Source organism: Acidobacteriota bacterium (assembly GCA_012517875.1).
Classification (GTDB): Bacteria; Acidobacteriota; JAAYUB01; order JAAYUB01; family JAAYUB01; genus JAAYUB01.
This window is the reverse complement of record JAAYUB010000100.1, coordinates 1-16,118: the sequence shown is the minus strand read 5'-3', so window position 1 is coordinate 16,118 and position 16,118 is coordinate 1. Positions and strand designations below refer to the sequence as shown.

15 protein-coding genes are annotated in these 16,118 nt (G+C 68.8%); 7 read left to right on the top strand and 8 right to left on the bottom strand.

Annotated features, from left to right (window positions below):
* The first annotated feature begins 79 nt into the window (after positions 1-79).
* The 4 genes from GX414_10650 to GX414_10635 all read left to right on the top strand — a co-directional run bounded on the left by GX414_10650 (position 80) and on the right by GX414_10635 (position 5,849).
* Positions 80-661, top strand: coding sequence for a hypothetical protein (locus tag GX414_10650; protein NLI47552.1), 582 nt, complete (start codon positions 80-82; stop codon positions 659-661).
* Positions 658-2,658: a hypothetical protein gene (locus GX414_10645; GenBank protein NLI47551.1), complete on the top strand. Its 2,001-nt coding sequence runs from the start codon at positions 658-660 to the stop codon at positions 2,656-2,658. The genes GX414_10650 and GX414_10645 overlap by 4 nt, the downstream gene beginning before the upstream one ends.
* Positions 2,655-4,025 carry a sigma-54-dependent Fis family transcriptional regulator gene (locus GX414_10640; protein NLI47550.1) on the top strand — a complete coding sequence of 457 codons (1,371 nt, stop codon included), beginning with the start codon at positions 2,655-2,657 and terminating at the stop codon, positions 4,023-4,025. Before GX414_10645 ends, GX414_10640 begins: the two co-directional genes overlap by 4 nt.
* A gap of 459 nt (positions 4,026-4,484) precedes the next feature.
* On the top strand, positions 4,485-5,849 hold the full coding sequence (locus tag GX414_10635; protein ID NLI47549.1) for a hypothetical protein: 1,365 nt from the start codon (positions 4,485-4,487) through the stop codon (positions 5,847-5,849).
* 30 nt (positions 5,850-5,879) lie between these two features.
* Here GX414_10635 and GX414_10630 read toward each other — a convergent pair whose 3' ends face one another.
* The gene (locus tag GX414_10630) at positions 5,880-6,593 is read right to left on the bottom strand and encodes a hypothetical protein (protein ID NLI47548.1); all 714 of its coding nucleotides are present in this window, start codon (positions 6,591-6,593) and stop codon (positions 5,880-5,882) included.
* Positions 6,594-6,737: 144 nt separating this feature from the next.
* Between GX414_10630 and GX414_10625 the strand changes: the two genes are divergently transcribed.
* From GX414_10625 to GX414_10615, 3 genes are all read left to right on the top strand, one after another.
* Positions 6,738-7,634 carry a hypothetical protein gene (locus tag GX414_10625; protein ID NLI47547.1) on the top strand — a complete coding sequence of 299 codons (897 nt, stop codon included), beginning with the start codon at positions 6,738-6,740 and terminating at the stop codon, positions 7,632-7,634.
* A gap of 60 nt (positions 7,635-7,694) precedes the next feature.
* Positions 7,695-9,149 carry a hypothetical protein gene (locus GX414_10620; protein NLI47546.1) on the top strand — a complete coding sequence of 485 codons (1,455 nt, stop codon included), beginning with the start codon at positions 7,695-7,697 and terminating at the stop codon, positions 9,147-9,149.
* A gap of 115 nt (positions 9,150-9,264) precedes the next feature.
* Positions 9,265-9,519, top strand: coding sequence for a hypothetical protein (locus tag GX414_10615; protein NLI47545.1), 255 nt, complete (start codon positions 9,265-9,267; stop codon positions 9,517-9,519).
* Between the two features lie 281 nt (positions 9,520-9,800).
* Here the strand turns inward: GX414_10615 and GX414_10610 are convergent, their stop codons facing one another.
* The 7 genes from GX414_10610 to GX414_10580 form a co-directional block, all read right to left on the bottom strand.
* Positions 9,801-10,742, bottom strand: a complete 942-nt coding sequence (locus tag GX414_10610) for a lysophospholipid acyltransferase family protein (GenBank protein NLI47544.1) — start codon at positions 10,740-10,742, stop codon at positions 9,801-9,803.
* The gene (locus tag GX414_10605) at positions 10,735-12,036 is read right to left on the bottom strand and encodes a hypothetical protein (protein ID NLI47543.1); all 1,302 of its coding nucleotides are present in this window, start codon (positions 12,034-12,036) and stop codon (positions 10,735-10,737) included. Before GX414_10605 ends, GX414_10610 begins: the two co-directional genes overlap by 8 nt.
* A gap of 1 nt (position 12,037) precedes the next feature.
* Positions 12,038-12,490, bottom strand: coding sequence for a beta-hydroxyacyl-ACP dehydratase (locus GX414_10600; GenBank protein ID NLI47542.1), 453 nt, complete (start codon positions 12,488-12,490; stop codon positions 12,038-12,040).
* 20 nt (positions 12,491-12,510) lie between these two features.
* Positions 12,511-13,257 carry a 3-oxoacyl-ACP reductase FabG gene (locus GX414_10595; GenBank protein NLI47541.1) on the bottom strand — a complete coding sequence of 249 codons (747 nt, stop codon included), beginning with the start codon at positions 13,255-13,257 and terminating at the stop codon, positions 12,511-12,513.
* Positions 13,258-13,262: 5 nt separating this feature from the next.
* The gene (locus GX414_10590; GenBank protein ID NLI47540.1) at positions 13,263-14,549 is read right to left on the bottom strand and encodes a beta-ketoacyl-[acyl-carrier-protein] synthase family protein; all 1,287 of its coding nucleotides are present in this window, start codon (positions 14,547-14,549) and stop codon (positions 13,263-13,265) included.
* A complete protein-coding gene (locus GX414_10585; GenBank protein ID NLI47539.1) occupies positions 14,546-15,019 on the bottom strand; it encodes a hypothetical protein in 474 nt (157 codons plus the stop codon). Before GX414_10585 ends, GX414_10590 begins: the two co-directional genes overlap by 4 nt.
* Positions 15,016-16,118 (bottom strand): hypothetical protein (locus GX414_10580; GenBank protein ID NLI47538.1); only part of this gene is annotated, 1,103 nt, incomplete at its 5' end. The genes GX414_10585 and GX414_10580, both read right to left, overlap by 4 nt.

Here is a 16,118-nt window from a genome sequence, read left to right as displayed (position 1 = left end):
TCCCTGATTCACTTGAACCGGCGCGGTCTCGTTCGGGACCGCGCCGCTCCTTCTGCTATAATGCTTCTGGAGCACGGCCATGAAACGGTGCGCGATCTTCCTGGTGAGCCTGATCCTCCTGACGGCCGCGGTTATGCCCCAGCGGCGGGGCGGCGGCGGATCGGGCGGCGGATCGGGCCGCGGGCCGGGTCCCCATTACGGCGGCTGGGGCTCCCAGACGGTTTACGACCAAGACGGAGACGGCATTGACGACCGGTTCCAGCAGCGCTACCGGCAGAAGCAGGCCAAAAAGTTCGTCAGCGGCCATGCGGCCGTCCTGAACGGTGTGCTCGCGCTTCCAGACGACGCATCGCTGAAAATGGTCTGCACGCCCGGCGACATCCCGGGCCTGGACAAGGATACCCGCCGACAACTCGAAGCCCGGAAAGAGCCGACGGCGCCCCAGCAGTTCGCCGCCGGCGCGGACCGCACCCTGACCATTCTGTATACCTGGACCGAGACGGAAGGGCTACTCGTGCGCTGGGCCGTGATCCAGGAAGGCGCGGCGCTCCGGTCGCTGGAGGGGACGCCCGTCTCCAGCCGGTTGGGCCGCTGGACGCCACTGCCCGATTACAAGCTGCCGGCCACGCTCACCTGGAAGGCGGAAGAGTCCGCTCCATGACGCCGCATCTCGCCACCGCCAGCCGTTTTCCCGCCCCGCGCCTGCTGTTCTTCCTGTTCCCGCTGCTGACTGTCGGCTTCGGCTGGCTTCTTTATCACGATTATCGTGGCACGGAGCTGGAGCTGCGCCGCCTGCTCGAGGCCAACGCCTTCACGCTGGCCGAGTCGCTGGCCCGGACCGCCGCGTTCAGCCTGGAGTCGTACGAGCTGCTTCAGGACGAAACTGTGGAGCGCCTGACTGCGTCGGCGCGGTTGGTCGCCCATCTGGAAGCCGACGGACGTCTGCAGGCGACGAAGTTGGGCGCTCTGGCCGAATCCCTAGGGCTGTTCCGGATTCACGTGGTGGATCGCACAGGGCGCCTGGTGATGGCCTCGCACCCGCTGGTCGACGGCGCGACCGCGCCCCGCGATCTGGGACCGGATGTGCTTGGCCCGCTGCTGGGAGGGCAGGTGGCGGAACTGGTGCTGGGCTTTCGCGACAGCCGGTTCGGCGAGAGGAAGCGGTTCGCCGTGGCTGTCGCCCGCCCTGGCGGCGGCGCCGTGGTGGTCAACATCGATGCAGCGAAACTGGATGCCTACCGCCGCCAGGCGGGCCTCGGTCAGGCGGTGGCCTCTATGGCCGCCAACCCGGACATCGCCTATCTCGTCATCCAGGACGAGGAGGGGCCGGTGAGCGTCTCGCCGGGTGTCACCGCGGTGGAATCGTTCGACGAGGACCCGGGGCTCCGCCAGGTGCTCGAGTCGGGCCGCCGGCAGGCGCGGTTCGTGGCGCGCGATGGGCGAGAGGTGTTGGAGGTCGTGGTGCTCCTGGCGCTGCGTCCGGATTATCCCACCGTGTTCCGGCTGGGTATGAACCTCGATTTCTACCGCGGCCAGATCCAGGCGCTGCAGCGTCGTGAAATCCTGGCGGGGGTCGCCTTCGTGCTTGTCAGCGGCCTGCTGGTGGGCTTGCTGACTACGGTGCAGAATTATCGTTATCTGCACTCACGCTACCTGCAGACGCTGGCCCTGTCGGGCCACATCACCGAGCATATGGCCGAGGCGCTCGTGGTCGTCGACGGGACCGGCCAGGTGGTGCACCGCAACCGGAAAGCGGCGGAACAGTTCGCCGCGGTCGAGGGGGAGCCGCTGTCGCCGGAGCTCGCCGCCGCCCTGGCGGACGCAACCGGAGGCGGCCACCTCCGCTGGGCGGACGCGCTGTACCAGGTGCACCGTCAGGATCTGCCGGGGATCGAGGGCGCGCCCGTCGGCAGCCTGTCGATGATCCTGCTGCGTGACGTGACGGCGCAGCGGGCGCTGGAGGAGCAGCTGGAACGCGACCGCCGGCTGGCCGCGGTGGGCCGGACGCTGGCGGCGGTGACTCATGAGATCCGCAACCCGCTCAACGCGCTGTCGATGTCGGTGCAAACGTTGCAGCGCCGGCTGCGGGAGACCGCCGACACCCGCAGCCAGGACACGTTGGCCGTGATCCGAGAGGAAATCCAGCGGCTCGATACGCTCATCGAAGAGTTTCTCGTCTTCGCCCGGCCGCCGGCCGGGGCGCGCCGTCCGGTCGCCGTGGTGGAGCTGCTGGACCGGCTCCGGGAGCTGTTCGCCGCCGGCGCGGCGGCGCAGGGGGCGGTGCTGGAGGTCGCGCAGACGCCGGCTGCCGACGGATTGACGGTGCGCGCCGACGCGGAAAGCCTGTTCCGCGTGCTGGTCAACCTGGTCAAGAACAGCCTTGAGGCGCTAGCCGGGCCGGGGATGGTGCGCGTGACGGCGGATCGCGCGTCGGCAGGCGCCAGCCTGACCGTCCGCGACACCGGCCCGGGATTCAGTCCGGAGGCGCTGCAGCGCGGGTTGGAGCCGTTCTTCACCACCCGCCCGGGCGGCACCGGGCTCGGACTCAGCATCAGCGCCGAAGTGGCGCGCGCTCACGGCTGGCGGCTGGAACTGGTCAACGACCCGGCCGGCGGCGGCGTCGTGAAGATCCTGATCGGGGAGGATGACCTGACATGAGCGGGGCGACGATTCTGGTGGTGGACGACGAGAAAAACCAGCGCGAGCTGCTGGCGAACTTTCTGCGCGACCTGGGCTATACGGTGCACGCGGCTGCAGGTCGGGCCGAGGCCTTTCGGGTCCTCGAGCGGGAACGGGTCGACCTGGTGCTGTCCGACTACACGCTGGGCGACGGCACCGGCGCCGACATTCTGGAGCATGTCCGCCGCACCAATCCGCTCGTCCAGTTCATCCTTTTCACGGCGTTCGGTTCGGTGAAGCGGGCGGTGGATTTCATGAAGCAGGGCGCGGCCGACTATCTGGCCAAGCCGCTGGACCTGGATGAGCTGGAAGTCAAGGTCCGAAAGATCGTGCAGCAGAAAACAATTCTGGAAGAAAACAAGGCCCTCCGGGAGAACCTGGAGCGGCGGCAGGAGTTCGCCAATATCATTTTCAAGAGCCGGGCGATGGAGGAGGTTGTCAACGTGGCGCTGCGGGCGGCCCAGTCCACCGCCACCGTCCTCATCATCGCCGAGAGCGGCACCGGCAAGGAGCTGCTGGCCCGGGCGATTCACTTCGCCTCGCCGCGGGCGGACGGCAAGTTCGTCGCCGTCAACTGCTCGGCGCTGAACGATCACATATTGGAAAGCGAGCTGTTCGGCCACGAGAAGGGCGCGTTCACCGGCGCGGATCGCCGGCGGCTGGGCCGGTTCGAGGAGGCCGCCGGCGGCACCCTGTTCCTGGATGAGATCGGCGAGATCCCCGCCTCGCTCCAGGTCAAGCTGTTGCGGGTGCTGCAGGAAAAGACCATCCAACGGTTGGGGAGCAATGAAAACATCCCCGTGGACTTCCGCCTCATCGCCGCCACCAACCGGGACCTGCCGGAGTTGGCTCGGCGAGGGGAGTTCCGCAGCGATCTGTTTTACCGGCTGAATGTGATCCGCCTGGAGATTCCGCCGCTGCGGCGTCGCAAGGAGGACATCCCCGGCCTCATCGACCATTTCATCCACACGTTCGCCGCCGCCAACGCCCGGCCGGTCGACGGCGTTTCGCCGGAGGCGATGCACCTGCTCATGCGCCATGATTTTCCCGGTAATGTCCGCGAGCTGGAGAACATGGTGGAACGGGCGGTGGTGCTGGCGCGGACCAGCCGGCTGCAGCCGGAAGACTTTCCGGAGCTGACCGGCGCGGGCGGCGCGTCACTGACCGACGAGCTGTTCCATCTGCCGCTGCCGCAGGCGGTGGCGGCGCTGGAACGGCACCGGATCAGCGAGGCGCTTGAGGCAGCCGGCCATGTCCAGATCCGGGCGGCCGAGGCGCTGGGCATGACCGAACGCAACCTGCGTTACAAGATGGAAAAATATGGCATCGCGGCCAGGCGAAAATGAGCGGTCCCGACCATTGGAAAGGATTAGCCGGTGAATCGGTGAATGGGTGAATCGGTGAACTGGCCGGATTCGTAATCGTACTCGTAATCGTAATTCGTCATCGTCATCGAGGCTCGAGACTCGAGGCTAGAGGCTAGAGGCTCGTTCCCGATTTACTGATTTCGGATATCGGACTTCGAATATCGGACCTGGGTTCTGGGGTCTGGATCAGAGAACCCGGATCATGGTACCCGCACGATCACCGTTGAACCTTCGAACAGCTCGATTGCGAGCACGATTACGATTGCAATTACGATTACGAGCACGAAATTTGATGTCCGAATTCCGATGTCCGATATCCGATGCCCGATATCCGATGTCATGCGTCCGATCCCCGAATGGAAATCCCTCGATAAAGCCTGTTACTTTTTCTTCAGCGAGTGCATCATACACATAATGATCATTACGAGGAGACATGCCATGATGCGAAGTCGCCGACTGTCCCTGCCGGCTGCCGGCCTGCTGCTGGCGGCGGGCCTGCTGGGCGGGGCGGATTGGACCGCCGCGCAAACCACGTCCAAGTCCGGCCAGGCCACAGTCCACCCCGCCCATGAGCTCAACGTCGAACCCGGCGGCGGGCGCGGCCTCAAACCGCAGTGGATCAAGTATACCGCGCCCGACAAGTCGCTATCGTTCTTCTACCCGGCCGGGTGGGCGGCCCAGGCCAGGGGATCCACGATCCAGGCGGTCTCGGAGGCCAGCGGCGAGGAAGTGCTCATGATCTCTGTGCCCAACACAGCGAAGAAGAGCCCCGCCGCCCTGGCTCAGGACGTGGTGGATCAGCTCCGGCAGGAGATTCGCGACCTCAAGACCACCGACGCGGTGAGCCGGGACAGCCGGACGGTGTCCATGAACATGACGTTCAGCCGCCAAGGCGTGGCCTTCCAGGGCCAGGCGTCGATGATCACGGAGGCGGACAAAGGGATCTGGCTGTCTTACTCGGGGCCCGCCGCCCACTACCTGTCTGAGCGCGGAGCGGCCATCTGCAGGGGGGTGGCCGGTTCGCTCAAGGCGGGTCCGGACGCCCAGCCGCCCAACGTGATGATTCCACCGTCGGGGGGGGAGCAGGCCGTGGCGGCGCATGCGGCCGCGATGCAGCCGGGGATGCCCAAGACCCGGACCGTCAAGCCGGAGCCGGTTACCCCGTCGCCCCAGCCGGCAGGTTCCCGCGGCGCTGCGTCCGCGGGCGAACCGACGAAATCCCGCGGCACTGCTTCGGCGCCCACCGACATCAAGGATGCGTGGTTCCTGCCGGCGGGACGGGAACTGAGCGGATTTTACGCCGCGTCGCTACCGCGTCCGGCGGCGATCGCGAAGGCCTCCGGGACGGCGGGCGCCTCCCGGGGCAGCAGCGGATCCAGCCAGGCGGCGATAGCCACAGGTGGCGGCGACATCCAGGTGGCCTTCTACCGGGACGGCAGCGTCCGGGCCAAGTACCTGGCGACGGTCGTCTCCGGCGGCAAAACGTCCAGCGTACCTCTGGGTTACGAAGGGCGCTACACCCTCACCGCGGACGGCCGGCTCTCCGCCGGGCCGCTGACACTCACCCGGACGTCACGCACCGCGCTCGAAATGGATAAGCATATGACCCTGCTGCAACTCAATGGCCGGTACGATCGCGCCGCGGACCGTTTCACCGCCACAGTCGAGACGTACGATCCCGCCAAATCCCGCTGGGGCAAGCTGGCGGAGAACTGCGTGCTGGCGCGGGCCACGGGGCGGCCGTCGTCCTTCTCCGGGACGACGCGAGACACCACGACCAAAACGACCGTGACCAAGGATTGACCGCGGGGTTGGATACCCCCGGACAAGGGTTCAGACGGACCGCTGCAGCAGGATGGCCAGGCCGGCGCCGTCGGCGGCCTCACCCATGGAGTCGAGGTGAACCAGCACACGGCTGGCGGGCCATAGGGCCAGCCGGGCCAGGGCCTGAATGGGCCGGCGGGCGCCGAACTGGTCCAGCACCTTCACGGCCAGCTCGCCGCGGTTGCGCCGGAACGTCCAGTGCCAGCGGACCAGATCCAGACCGGACCGGCCGACCACTTCGAGCAGGGGCGTCGGATCGGCGCTGCGGGGCGGCGCAGCGGGGGAGGTCGGTGAATTGGCCGAGAGCGGCAGGTGCAGGTAGAGATACCCGCACGGGTTCAGATGCCGGGCCATGGCGTGGAGACGGTCCCCCAGGCCGGCCAGGAGGTGGCGTCCGTCCGGACAGGCGATGAGGTCATAGCGCCGGCTGGCGAGAATGCGCTCACGTGACTCCGCGATCCAGGCGGGGAGCGGCGCTTCCGGCGAGGTCGCCCATTCGGTGACCGCCGCCGCCGGCCAGCGCCGCAGGACGTACGCCATCCCGGGCAGGTCGCGGGGGGGCAACACCAGCACCGAATCGGGATGCAGATGGCGGGTGAATTCCCGGAAATGAATGGCGTTGAGGGTGCTTGCGGTCCGCTGGGCCGCCGAGAGGCGGACGGAGTGCGGCCGGGGGAGCGCCACCTCCCGGTCGTCGAACCGGCTCATGTCTGTCGCGTTCATGCCGCCTGCCTGTGTGGGTGCAATACCGCGGACACATTTTAAACATCTCTGACACTAAGAGTGTGAGATAAATCACAAAATTTGGTATTATTTGGCAATTGATTCCGGCTGTCATGGTGACAATGAAGCCTGGGGGAGGGTTTCGTGGACCGGCGCATCACCATCGCCCACTTGTCGGACCTGCACCTGGCGGTCGACGACCGCACGCCGCGTTCCGAAGCCCGGCTATTCGGCCGATTGCGCGGGATGAACGGCCACTTCGAGCGCCTGCTGGCGGACCCGCCGCTCCGCGCCAGCGACCTGGTGGTGGTCACTGGCGACGTGACCGACCACGGCGACCTGGCAGAATGGGAGCGCTTCTGGACTCTGGTTGCGGCCGCGGGCCTGCGGGATCGGATGGCCGTGCTGCCGGGCAACCACGATGTCTGCTGCCTGGGGTCGCGCCGTCACCGGCCCCGCGTCGAGGACCGGGCCCGCGCCCGGGCGGGTCTGGCGCTGGGCGGTCACGAATGGGCCTTCCCGTGGGTGCGAAGCATCGGCGGAGCACTGACGCTTTTCGCCGTTGACGCGGCCAACGCCGGCAACTCCACCGGCCTGGACAACGCCGTGGGCCGCATCGGCCGCCGCCAGCTCGCGGAGCTGGGCCGCTGCCTGCTGTTGTTCCAGGATGCGCCTCTCAAGCTGATCCTGATCCACCACTCGCCCAACATCCCCCGTCCGGCGACCAGTCGACGGCGCGGGGAGCGGCCGCTGGCGTTCTGGGAGCGCCGGTCGCTGCAGCTCGACCCGTTCGACCGGCGCTGCCTGCGGCTGCTGGCGGCGGTGTTCCGGGTCAAGGCGATCCTGCACGGCCATACCCACGACAGCCTCGACCGGACGGTGGGCGGCGTGCGGATCATCGGCGCGCCGGCGTCCACCGAGCCTGACGCCGCCGGCTGCCTGCGCTACAAGCTGCACACGCTCCATCTCGACTCCGGCCGCCTGGCCAGCCGCACAGAGCGCGTGCCCGCCCCGCCGGGCCGGCCCGCGCGGGTTCATTGAGGAACCGTCGCATTTGTGATATAAACAGAGCGCGTTCACACCAGTCGCAAGGTGGTCGTCATGGCCAAACGGGAATATCTCAAACCGCTCCTGGACTACGTGGAACTGGCCCCGAGTCTGGGCGAGAAAACGCGCTCGCCGCTGACACACTCGCTCAAGGAGTGGCTCGACGAGCTGAGCAAGGACAAGAAGGCCGAGTACCTGTTCGAGCTCGAGATGTGGATCAACTCCTTCGAGCGGTTCTTCCGCATCGGCAACCATCCGCTCTCCGAGTACGAGCAGCAGGAGATCCTGAGCAAGGATTTTTCCGAGGAGCTCAAGATCGTCCACAGCGTCTCGGTCCGGATGAGCCACATCTGCACCGAGATCCTCACCCGCGAGCGGCAGCACCTGATCCAATTCGAGCGGTACATCGAGAACGAGTTGCGCAAGGACTTCATCCTCGACGCCTTCCTTGAGAAGCTCATCGAGCAGCCGTCGCCCGAGGACAGCATGACCCTGCTGCTCGACTCGCTGTCCGACATCCGCACCCTGCTCATCGACATCACCAAGAGCAGCCACATCTCCTACCAGACCTTCACCGCCATCGGCAAGATCCTCAACCGTGAGATCAAGCGCTGCAAGTACATCGATCTGCTCATCACGTACAAGTTCAAGCCCCACTACGACAAGATCCACAACAAGCGCCTGGCCGCCATCGTCAAGAACATCACCGACGACCAGCTCCGCCAGCACGTGGCCAAGGTTTTCCTGGAGCTGTTCCGGATCGTCAACTACCTGAAGTTCGTCGAGGTGGCCCTGAAGCTGGACCGGCCGCTGAAGAACACCCTGATGATCTTCGTCCTCATCCGCTCTGACCTCCATCTGCTCATGGAGTTCATGGAAAACAAAATCATCGCCAACCCCGCCCTGCCGCGGCAGCTTGTGGACAGCATCGACGCCATTCTCTACGCCCTCAAGATGGAGCTCAAGAAGGTGTTCAACCACGAGCTGGTGGGCCTCGTGTACATGCGCCAGGCCCAGATGATCTTCGTCAAGGTGGAGAACAGCCACGGGCTGATCCGCGACTGCCTGCAGAACGCCATCGTCCAGATCGCCCAGGTGTTCGACGCCCAGTTCGACGGCTCCGAGATCTTCCAGAACCTGTCCACCCGGCTCAAGGAATCGCTCAAACTGCCCGACGACCTGCGCGGCCTCGTCCAGTTCATCCACGACTACCAGAAGCGCGTGGACCAGGAGGAGATCACCCGGCTCATCGAACGCCTGGCCCTGTTTCGCGACCTGTCGCTGAAGTACCTGATGTACCGCGACTGGGACGACTTCGAAAAGTTCATGGAGGAGATCATCATCGCCACCGGCCGGTCGGAGCTCGTCGACGTGCTCCACCGGTTCGAGGTGTTCCTCGAGGCGCTGCTCGGCGAGGTCAACAAACGGGCGGTGCTCACCACCTACCAGCCGGACGAGGGCGAGGGGACGGGACCCGACCTCCTGCTGCCCGAGGGCGACGCCAACTGACGCGGCGGACCGCCCCGCGCGCGGTCAATCCGGCGTTCGCATTCTGGCAGGATCACCGTTGGACACAGACCGGCCGCCAATGCGCCGCGTGCTCACCGGAAGAGGAGTCCGCCTCATGTGGAACAAATGGTCCGAGGATTATCTCGTCCTGCGGGGCGCCACGGAGTCGGAGACCCGGCTCCTGCAGGCGCTGCTGGAGGACCGGGGGCTGCGCGTCGTCCATGCCAACGAGCTCGATGCCGCGATGTTTGGCCTCACGCGGAGCCGGCGCTTCGCCATCCGCCGCGAGGACGCCGCTGCGGCCGAAGCGATCCTGCAGGCCGAGGGGCTTGGGTTGGAGGACTTCTGCGCGGTGCCGGGAGATAGATAGGAAGGCGAGCCGGTGAATCAGCGAACCGGCGATCTTTTCCGTGTATCCCTTACAGTTGAAAGCTTGCGACCCTCACCAATTCCCTCGTTCCCCCATTCACCCATTTATCTATTTACCCATTTCACCCATTCACCCATTCACCCATTCACCCATTCACCCATTCACCCATTCACCTTGAGCCTCGATGACGATTACGAGCACGATTACGATGACGATGACGAATTACAAGCACGTACCCTCAATTATCAACTATCGATTATCAACAATCAGCGGTCGTGCGTTCAATCGTACGTCTTCCACCGTCGGTGCATCCAGAAGTACTGCTCCGGATGGCGCCGGATCAGCGCTTCCATCTCGCGGTTCATCGCTGTGGTGAGGCGCAGCACCTCGGCCTTCTCGCCCGCGTCCGGCGCCGGGTGGATCGGGTCGCTGACGTAGCCGACGAATCGGCCGTCGTCCCGCCAGCAGCATGCGGCCACGACGATGGGCCGCTCGTTGCGCATCGCCAACAGCGCCGGCACCGGCGTGGTCAGGGCCGGCCGGCCGAAGAAGGGCGCGGGGACTCCCTTGATGGTGCTCTGGTCGGGCAGCAGGCCCAGCGAGCGTCCCTGCCGGAGCAGGTGCTGCAGCGGCAGCATGGAATTGCGCTTGGGCAAGAACATCTGGCCGGTGTCGCGACGGCTCTGGTAGAGCAGTCGCTCGATGTGGGGGTTGTCCAGAGGACGCACCACCACGGCCATGGGGATGTCCAGCGCCGCGCTGATGTACGGCAACAGCTCCCAGTTGCCGAGGTGGGGCGTGACGAAGATGCAGCCGTGGCAGGATTCGTGCAGCGCGCGCGCCTTCTCAAAGACGGCGACGAGGTGGGGCGCGTGGCGGTAGAGGTGGTCTCGCGCCCCGGGACCCATCAGGGCGTCACGCAGCTTGACCACCTCGGGCAGCGTGTTGGCCAGCAGCCGGAAACTGCGCCGGGCGACGGCCGTGAGCTGCGCGTCGGACATCTCGGCGCCCAGCGCGTGGCGCAGATTGTCCAGAGCGATTTCGCGGCGCTGTGCCATCAGGTGCCAGGCGGTCCAGGCGATGGGATTAATGACGGTCTGGTGTACGCCGGTGGGGAGGAAGCGAGCCAGTTGGATCCCCGTCCAGACCCCCGCGAACTCCAGGCGCCAGCGAACGCGCCGGAGGAGGGGAGGCGGGGCGGCGCCGGGGCGAGGCTCAGCCACGGCGCGGACTCCCGGGAAGCGCGATCACCGCCGCCGCCGCCTGGCCGCCGATGCCGTAGCTGGCGGTGAGGAAGCGGGGGACGCCCAGCGGCTGCGGTGTCGCGGCGATCCGCAAGATGTCGAACTCGGGCTCGCTCGACTCGAAGTGCGGCGTGGCCGGCACGGAGCCGGCGTCCAAGGCCAGGACGCCCAGCACCGCTTCCGTCAGGTCGCTGGCGGCGCCCATGTGGCCGGTGTGCGGCTTGAGTCCGGCAACGGGCACACTCCCCGCCGCGCCGCTCAGCAGATCGCGGATCGCCCGCAGCTCGGCGCGGTCGCCCTTGACGGTGCCGCTGCCGTGGGGGTAGATGAAACCGAGGTCCGCCGGCGCACAGCCCGCGTCGGCCAGGGCAGCGGACATGGCGCGGCGGGTGACGCCGTCGCGCACCGGCAGGCCCGGCGCCGCCTCGGTGGCGTTGCCGACGCCCTCTACCACGGCCAGGACGCGGGCGCCCCGGCGGGCGGCCCGGTCGGCGGACTCCAGCACCAGCGCCGCGGCGCCCTCGCCGGTGAGGAAGCCGTCGCGCCGGCGGTCGAACGGGCGGAACGACGCCGCACCCCGGCGGCCGCGCGACAGCAGGCCGAGGCCGTCCAGCTCGTGCCGGACCACCGCGTTGATCCAGCTGCCGACACCCACCGCCACGGCGACATCGGCCCGCCCGGTGCGCACCGAGCGGTAGGCCAGCTCCAGGGCGTGGTTGCCCGCCGGCGATTGGGCGGCCAGACAGGTACCGCTGCCCATGCAGCCGAACAGGGCGCTTAAAAAGCTGAACGGGTTGTTGGACAGGGAATCCAGCAGGAAGAACGGATTCACCTGTTCCATGGCGGCTTGGTTGAGGCGCGCCGGTTCCGCGTTGCGGAATGTGCCGCCGGTGGCCGAGCGGGTGGCCGGGTAGAGAAACTCGTAGCCCACCGGCTGCATGTCGCCGGTGCCCACGTACAGAGACCGCCGCGCGGCAGGGACGTCGTCCAGACCGCCTGACTGGCCCACCGCCTCGCCGGCGGCCACAACGCCGAACACGCCGCTGCGGTTGAGGAACTTCGACTGGCTGACCAGTTTCGGCGGGAGGTCCGCCGGCAGCGTGACGCCCTCCACCCGGCCCAGCCAGGCGGTGCCGGACGTTTCTTCCACCGGCCCGATTCCGGTGCGCCCGGCGGCCACCGCCGCCCAGTTGGCCGCCGCGCCCACGCCCAAGGGGCTCACCAGCCCCAGGCCGGTGATGACCACCGCGTCCGAACCGGTCCCGCCGCTCATCTCACCACTCCTCCGCGCGGGTCAGACGGCGGAACAGCCGCCGCTGGGCCTCGGGATCGTCCAGCTCCATCAGCGGCAGGCTGGGGCCCTCGAACTCGGCCGCCGCCACCTTGCGCCCGCCCACGGTGCCGACGCCGGAGTAGGCGCGGCGGCCGTCGGCGGGATGGGGCAGCGCCGTGACCTCCAGCCGGACCTGGTCGCCGGGCCGGGCGAAGCCGTAGAACGCGGCGCGCCGGACGGTGTCGGGTACGAACCAGCGGATGAAATCCGATTCGGACGCCTCGAGCCAGCCGGCGAGCTGGGCGAGCGCCTCCACGAGCAGAACGCCCGGCATGACCGGATTGCCCGGGAAGTGGAACTCCATCACATCCTCGCTCATGGCGACGTTCTTGACGCCGATGATGGCGGCGCCGGGTTTGATCTCCAGGATCTGGTCCACGAGATAAAAACGCATGCCGTTCTCCTTCGATGCGATCAGGCGACGGTCATGCCGCCGTCGACCCCCAGCGCCTGGCCGGAAATGTAGTCAGCCGCCGGCGAGGCCAGGAAGACCACCGCCGGGGCCACGTCGGCCGGCTCGCCGAACCGGCCGGCGGGGATGGACTGCAGCAGCCGCTCGCCGGCGCGCTGGCGCACGCGGGCGCTCATGTCGGTGGCGATCAACCCGGGCACCACGGCGTTGACCTGGATCCCCTTGGGGGCGAGCTCCACGGCGCAGGCCCGGGTGAAGGCCAGCAGGCCGCCCTTGGCGGCAGCATAGTTGGTCTGGCCGCGTCCGCCGCGCAGCGCGCTCACCGACGCGACGTTGACGATCTTGCCGGCGTGGCGCGGCACCATCAGGGCTGCGGCGGCGCGGGTGCAGAGGAACGCCCCCCGCAGATTCACCGACTGGACGCGGTCCCAGTCGGCCACGTCCATACCGCCCACCAAGTTGTCGCGGATAACGCCGGCGTTGTTCACCAAAATGTCCAGCGAGCCCCAGGTCGCGGCCAGTCGCTCGAACATGGCCTCCACCGCCGCCGGGTCGGCCACGTCGGCGGCGACCGCCTCGGCGCGCCGGCCCAGCGAGGCGATCTCCGCCGCGAGCTCCTGGGCCGCGGTGGCGGAGCGCGCGTAGTTGATCAGGACATCGGCGCCGGCCTCGGCCAGCGCCCGGGCGATGGCCCGGCCGATGCCCCGCGAGGCGCCGGTGACCAGTGCCGTCCGGCCGCTCAGATCGATTCGCATCAAGCCCCTCCTTCCGTCGGCGGCGCTTTGCGCACCGCCAGGCAGGCGTTCTGGCCGCCGAAACCGAAGCTGTTGGACAACGCCGCCCGCACGCTCAGGTGTCGGGCCGCGCCGGGGACGTAGTCCAGGTCGCACTTTGGGTCGGGCCGGGTCAGGTTCAGGGTGGGATGGACGGTGTCCTCGGCCACGCTGAGCACGGTCAGAATGAACTCCGGCCCGCCGCACGCCGCCAGCAGATGTCCGAACAGCGGTTTGCTGGAGCTGACGGCCAGCTGCGCGGCGTGCGGACCAAACACGGACTTGATGGCGATGGTCTCAGCGACGTCGTTGAGCTTGGTGCCCGTGCCGTGGGCGTTGATGTAGTCGACGGCGTCGGGGGCGAGGCCGGCGGCGGCCAGTGCGCCGCGCATCGCGGCGGCCGCGCCGCGTCCCTCCGGATCGGGCGCGGTGGCCCGATAGGCGTCCATGGAAGAGGCGTAGCCGGCGAGCTCGGCGTAGATGCGGGCGCCCCGGTCGCGGGCGGACCGCTCGTCCTCCAGCACCACCACGCCGGCGCCCTCGCCCATGACCAGGCCGCCGCGCCGCCGGTCGAACGGGCGGCACAGGGTGGCCGGATCGTCGCCGCCGGTGGCGGCGGCGCCGAGCAGCACAAAGTTCACCAGACCCAGCGGGTGAATCATGGAATCCGCCCCGCCGGCCAGCATGACAGGGGCGTCGCCGCGCCGGATCGCCCGCCAGGCCGAGCCGATGGCCTGCGCCGCCGAGGCGCAGGCCGTGGTGACGGTGACGCAGCCGCCGCCGAGGCCGAAGCGGGCAGCCACGCACGCGGTGGCACGGTCGTGGCCGTGGCGGCCCGAGGATTCGGGATGCAGTTGGTCCAGCTCGGCGCCGAAGCGGGCCGTGTCGAACGCGCCGGCTGGATCGAGCCAGCGGGTGATGTCCTCCATCCGGATCACGCCTAGCCCCGCCCCCAGAGCGACGCCGCAGCGGGCGTGGCCGACGGGCAGGCCGGCGTCGTGGAGCGCGGCGGCCGCGGCCCAGAGCGCGAACTGGGTGCGTCGCTCCTCGGCGGCGGCCGCTTCGGGGAATGCCCGCGCGATCCGTGCCCGGTCGGCGGTCGTCACGGCGCCGGCCGCCTGGAGGGGAGATCGTGCGTCGACGGGGTCGGCAAGGCGGCGGATGCCCGTCTCGCCCCGCCGGGCCTTGTCCCAGTTTTCGGCGACGGAGAGGCCCAGGGCGGTGGCCATGCCGAGTCCGGTGACGACGACGCGGGGTGGAACGCTCATGAGCCCTCCTCCGCCGGTCCCATCTGCTCCGGGCGCCAGCCGCTGTAGTAGCCGAACATGCGGCGGAGGGCCTTGGTGTCCACCGGCCGGAAGTGAGTAAAGATGATCCGGTCCAGCGTCGCGATGCGGCGGCCGTCCACGTCGATCCAGGCGCGGCACAGCGAGTCGCGCCGGGTGGTGGTGATGATCTCGCCGGTGATTGCGCCCAATGCGCCCGGCCGGAGCAGCGGCTCGGTCAGGATGAAGCCCTCCACCAGGGACATGATCGCCGCGAGGCGGAAATCGTGGGCGTGCATGACGCCCCAGCCCAGCAGCTGGGCCATGGCCTCGATGCAGATGCCGGCGGGGACGACCGCCCGGCGGGGATAGTGGCCGCGGAGGTACTCCTCGGACAAGGCGAACGACTTGACGCCCTCGATGCGTACGCCCTTCTCGATCCGGGTCACTCGGTCGTAGAAGAGAAATCTCATGGCGCCGCCCCGGCGGTCAGCACCACGGCCGCGGCCGCGTCGGTCCAGCCCCGGACGCTGAGGAGCACGGTGCGCGGCGCCGCACCCGGCCCGGTAGCGGCCAGGGGGAGCATGGGATCGGCGCCCGCGCCGTCCGGCCAGGCGGCGGGCATGCGGCCGGTGCGGAAGATCTCGACGGTCAACGCTGCATCCGCCATCAGGGCGGCGGGACCGAGATGGCCCAGGCGGCCCTTGAAAGCGGCGACGGGCGGCGCGGCCGCCGGCCGGGGCCAAAGCCGGCGGTAGGCAGCCGTCTCGTCGGCATCGCGCGCGGGCGCGCCCTCGCCGTGGGGGATCCACACATCGACCGCCCGGGGACCGCCCGCACCGGTTGTCAGCGCCCTTTCCGCGGCGCGAGCCACGGCGGACTCGCCGCCGGCGCAGCCCCAGCCGGCCACGGCGGCCAGGATCGGCACCCCACGCGTCCGGGCGGATGCCTCCCGCTCCAGCACCAGCACCGCCGCTCCCTCGCCGGGGACAACGCCGCCGGAGGCGGGATGGAACGGCCGGCAGGCCGGTTCCGGCCCGTCGCCGGGGATGAGTGCGGCCTGGCGATGCCACCGTGCCAGGCCCAGCGGCGTGATCGCCTCGGCCGCTCCGCCGGCCAGCGCTACGTCGACGCGGCCGGCGCCGACGACGTCGGCGGCCTCGATGAGCGCGGCGGCTCCGGCGTCGGCGCCGCCGGCGAACACCGCGTTCTCGCCGCGGATGCCCAAGCCGGCGGCGGCCATACAGAAGCCCACGTTGTTCAGGATGGCCAGGGGCCACAGCGGATAGATCTCGCGATAGGCGTCGGCGTAGAAGCGGTCATGATCAAAGGCGCCGTCGGGGCCGCGGGACCGGACCGCGGCGGCCCGCAGATCGTCGGGGACCGGATCGATCATGCCCAGGGCGGCGAAGCAGCCCACCGCCGGCCCGTCGGTGCAGACTGCCGGGAGCCCTGCCTCGGCCAGGGCGGCGCGGGCCGCCTGCAGGAACCAGAGGTTGCTCCGGCCCATGATGTAGGCGTCGCGAGGCGACACGCCCAGAGCGTCCGCGTCGGGAGCCGCGGCCTGGGCGG

Excerpts from the sequence above, each read along its gene's own strand:
- GX414_10650 (NLI47552.1), top strand. The coding sequence starts at position 80 with ATGAAACGGTGCGCGATCTTCCTGGTGAGCCTGATCCTCCTGACGGCC.
- GX414_10645 (NLI47551.1), top strand. The coding sequence starts at position 658 with ATGACGCCGCATCTCGCCACCGCCAGCCGTTTTCCCGCCCCGCGCCTG.
- GX414_10640 (NLI47550.1), top strand. The coding sequence starts at position 2,655 with ATGAGCGGGGCGACGATTCTGGTGGTGGACGACGAGAAAAACCAGCGC.
- GX414_10635 (NLI47549.1), top strand. The coding sequence starts at position 4,485 with ATGATGCGAAGTCGCCGACTGTCCCTGCCGGCTGCCGGCCTGCTGCTG.
- GX414_10630 (NLI47548.1), bottom strand. The coding sequence starts at position 6,593 with ATGAACGCGACAGACATGAGCCGGTTCGACGACCGGGAGGTGGCGCTC.
- GX414_10620 (NLI47546.1), top strand. The coding sequence starts at position 7,695 with ATGGCCAAACGGGAATATCTCAAACCGCTCCTGGACTACGTGGAACTG.
- GX414_10615 (NLI47545.1), top strand. The coding sequence starts at position 9,265 with ATGTGGAACAAATGGTCCGAGGATTATCTCGTCCTGCGGGGCGCCACG.
- GX414_10605 (NLI47543.1), bottom strand. The coding sequence starts at position 12,036 with ATGAGCGGCGGGACCGGTTCGGACGCGGTGGTCATCACCGGCCTGGGG.
- GX414_10600 (NLI47542.1), bottom strand. The coding sequence starts at position 12,490 with ATGCGTTTTTATCTCGTGGACCAGATCCTGGAGATCAAACCCGGCGCC.
- GX414_10590 (NLI47540.1), bottom strand. The coding sequence starts at position 14,549 with ATGAGCGTTCCACCCCGCGTCGTCGTCACCGGACTCGGCATGGCCACC.
- GX414_10585 (NLI47539.1), bottom strand. The coding sequence starts at position 15,019 with ATGAGATTTCTCTTCTACGACCGAGTGACCCGGATCGAGAAGGGCGTA.